Origin of the sequence: Methylibium sp. T29-B, assembly GCF_000576225.1 — a bacterium.
GTDB lineage: Bacteria > Pseudomonadota > Gammaproteobacteria > Burkholderiales > Burkholderiaceae_C > Methylibium > Methylibium petroleiphilum.
Map to the genome: position 1 here is coordinate 1 of NZ_AZSN01000266.1, position 3,084 is coordinate 3,084.

At 68.7% G+C, this 3,084-nt stretch carries 5 protein-coding genes and 1 pseudogene; 2 read left to right on the top strand and 4 right to left on the bottom strand.

Annotated features, from left to right (window positions below; genetic code table 11):
• On the top strand, positions 1-274 hold a 274-nt coding region (locus Y694_RS20835; RefSeq protein WP_036236176.1), incomplete at its 5' end, for a helix-turn-helix domain-containing protein.
• Between the two features lie 51 nt (positions 275-325).
• Entirely contained in the window at positions 326-898 is a 573-nt protein-coding gene (locus Y694_RS20840; RefSeq protein ID WP_158304612.1) for a DUF3617 domain-containing protein, read from the top strand.
• Between the two features lie 12 nt (positions 899-910).
• Here the strand turns inward: Y694_RS20840 and xth are convergent, their stop codons facing one another.
• The 4 genes and pseudogenes from xth to Y694_RS25085 all read right to left on the bottom strand — a co-directional run.
• Positions 911-1,681 carry an exodeoxyribonuclease III gene (gene xth / locus Y694_RS20845; RefSeq protein ID WP_036236177.1) on the bottom strand — a complete coding sequence of 257 codons (771 nt, stop codon included), beginning with the start codon at positions 1,679-1,681 and terminating at the stop codon, positions 911-913.
• A gap of 237 nt (positions 1,682-1,918) precedes the next feature.
• A complete protein-coding gene (locus tag Y694_RS20850) occupies positions 1,919-2,146 on the bottom strand; it encodes a hypothetical protein (protein ID WP_036236181.1) in 228 nt (75 codons plus the stop codon).
• 97 nt (positions 2,147-2,243) lie between these two features.
• Positions 2,244-2,831, bottom strand: coding sequence for an efflux RND transporter periplasmic adaptor subunit (locus tag Y694_RS20855; RefSeq protein WP_051495954.1), 588 nt, complete (start codon positions 2,829-2,831; stop codon positions 2,244-2,246).
• Positions 2,777-3,084: pseudogene (locus Y694_RS25085) on the bottom strand (hypothetical protein); the annotation flags it as partial. The gene Y694_RS20855 and the pseudogene Y694_RS25085, both read right to left, overlap by 55 nt.

Consider the following 3,084-nt stretch of genomic DNA (forward strand, 5'->3'; position numbering starts at 1 on the left):
CGAGCCGGGGGTGTCCGGCCTGGCCGCCACGCCGAGCGCGGTGGCCGCCGCGGTTGCCGGTCTCTGGCTCGACGACCTGGAGCGCGAGGCCCGCGCCCTGCTGGAGGCCGGCGTGCCCGACGTCTGGCAGGCCCTGACCGACAAGTTCGAGGCGCGCCTGATCCACACCGCGCTCGACATCACGCGCGGCCGTCGCATCGAGGCGGCCCACAAGCTCGGTATCGGCCGCAACACGATCACGCGCAAAATCCAGGAACTGGGTCTCGACGACTGAACGGCGCCATGCCGGCGCGGGTCGATGCCCGGGCTGGACGAGGAGACGACCGTGAGCCACTTCGGAACGCGTACCGCGGCGCTGCTGTGCGCAGTAGGGATGTCGGGGATGGTCGGGCCGGCGCAGAGTCAGACCGCCATGAAGCCGGGCCTGTGGCAGATCAAGCAGCAGATGGAGCTTGATCCTGCCCAGCAGGCGCAGATGGAGCAGATGCGCAAGCAGATCGCCGCCATGCCGCCGGCGCAGCGCAAGCAGATGGAAGAGATGATGGGCCGCAACGGCGCCGGCATGGACGCCGCCGCCGGCGGCGGCTCGACCAGCAAGGTCTGCGTCACGCCCGATGACGTGGCGCGCCAGTCGGTGCCGATGGAGCAGCGGCCGGACTGCAAATACGACCAGAGCCGCTCCGGCGCGACGACGAACATCAAGTACGTCTGCACCAAGCCGCCGTCGCAGGGTGACATCGAGATCACCACGCTCGGCCCCGAGCGCTACACGATGAAGATGCGCGGCACCGGTGGCGCCAAGGGCACGAAGATGGCGATGCAGGGTGAGGGCCAGTGGCTCGGCGCCGATTGCGGCAGCGTCAAGCCGCTGCCGCGCCCGCCCGCCGCCGCCAAATAGGCAAGCCGCCTTCTACGCGGTCGACAACTCCACGACCACCGGCGCGTGGTCGCTCGGACGCTCGTTCTTGCGGGGCAGCTTGTCGATCATGCAGGCGCTCACCGCGGGTCGGAGCGCCTCGCTGACCAGGATGTGGTCGATACGCAGACCCTGGTTCTTGCGGAACGCCAGGTTGCGGTAGTCCCACCAGCTCCAGCTCTTGGGCGGCTGCTCGAACAGCCGGAAGGCATCGACCAGGCCGAGCGCGATCAACTCGCGGAAGTGCTCACGCTCCTGCGGTGTGCAATGGATCTGCCCCGCCCACAGCACCGGGTCGTGCACATCACGGTCTTCCGGCGCGATGTTGAAGTCGCCCATCAGCACCAGCCTCGCGTGCACGGCCAGCTCGCTACGCACCCAGTTGCGCAGCGCCTGCAGCCACGCCATCTTGTAGGTGAACTTCTCGCTGTCCGGCGCCTGGCCGTTCGGGAAGTAGGCGCCGATCACGCGCACGCCGTCCACCGTGCCGGCGATCACCCGGGCCTGCTCGTCGGCGAAGCCGAAGATGTTCTTCGTCACGTCATGCGCCGGCTCGCGCGACAGCAGCGCCACGCCGTTGTAGGTCTTCTGCCCGAACCACTGCACCGCGTAACCGGCGGCCTCGATTTCGGCGCGCGGGAACTTGTCGTCGGTGAGCTTGGTTTCCTGCAGCACCAGCGCGTCGACCGGGTTCGCGGCCAACCAGTCCAGCACCTGAGGCAGGCGCACGGCGAGCGAGTTGACGTTCCAGGTGGCGAGTCTCATAAGAGGAAAAAATCGATACACATCAACAGAGTAATTGATTCGATTCTGAATCAGCTACGCACTTAGCTACACGAATACGCATTCCTCCTGCCGATCTCGTTGCACGGTCGCGAACAAACGATCTTGCCGCCACAGGCGAGTCGGTTGTTCGACCGATACGAGGAAACGCCGAGCACATCGTCTCATGGCCCAGGCAGAAGTGCCGGCGTCACCCGCTCCTCCAGTGCCCTGCGCTGATCAAGCGGCGATGAGGAGCGCGGCCCAATGGCCACAGCGGCGCAAGCTGTTCCCCGGATCGGCGATGAAGCGGTGGATCTCGTCCAGGTGGATGTCCCGATCCGTGGCCCAGTCGTCGAATCCGCGCATGAGTTCGGCCTTCCCCACCGGCAGCAGTTCGGCCGGCGGCATCGAAGCCGCCCGTGCGCCAAGGCGGCGCCGGTACAGAGGCGACTTGTCAACGGCCATGGGTCGAGATCGCTCCACATGCTGAAGCATCTCCAGCAGGCGAGAATTGATGTTGCGCTCCGTCAAGCGAGCCGCACGCCGTCCGGGCTGTCAGGGTTCAGCCGGCCTTCCCGCGTACCCGCTGGCCCGGCTGCAGCGCTGGCGGTGGGTAGACGATGACCGTGGCGCCTGCAGCCAGCCCCCCGCGGAGCCAGGCCTGGCTGCCATTGCGTGCGCCCAGATCGACGCGGCGCAGTTGGGCACGGCCGTCTTCGACCACCATCACGGCAGCGCCCGCGCCGCCATCGTCGACCGACGGGAACACCGCACTGACAGGAACCACGACCGCCTGTTCTTCGGACACCGTGATGATGCGCACGCCGACACGGAAGCCGTCTCCGAGCAAGCGCCAGCGCGCCGGCGCTCGCTCGAGCGCAACCAGATCGATCAGCACGCGCACGCGCTGTTCCTCGACGCCGAGCGCCGAGACCTTGGTGAACGCGGCCGGCTCGACGCGGCGCACGCGGCCTTCGAGCACGCCTTCGCCGCCCCAGCGCTCGATGAGCACGCGGCTGCCGGGCGCGGCCTGCAGCGCGTCGGCGGTCAAGAGCTCTGCCACGATCTCCAGTTCACGTACGTCGCCCAGTTCCATCAGTGGCGCGCCGGTGGCGACGCTGGCCTCGCTCTCCTGCGCGACCCGCAGCACCGTGCCTGCACCGGTGCCCGCAGCGTGAAGGCGCGCCCGGGCGTGGGCTGCCGCACGGCGGCGAGCGCGGCGCGGGCTTGCTCGACGCCATGCACTGCAACCAGCCGCTCGCTCTCGGCCGCATCGACTTCGCGCTCGGCGGCGGCGAGCGCCAGGCGGTCGGACTCCAGCCGCGTCATGGCAACGAAGCCCTGCTGCGCAAGCTCGGCGCTGCGGCTGGCGTCGTGCGCGGCCTGCAGCCGCGCGACCGCGG

What these genes read in the sequence shown, in the direction of transcription:
- xth (WP_036236177.1), bottom strand. Translation starts at nt 1,681, where the DNA reads ATGAGACTCGCCACCTGGAACGTCAACTCGCTCGCCGTGCGCCTGCCT.
- Y694_RS20850 (WP_036236181.1), bottom strand. Translation starts at nt 2,146, where the DNA reads ATGGCCGTTGACAAGTCGCCTCTGTACCGGCGCCGCCTTGGCGCACGG.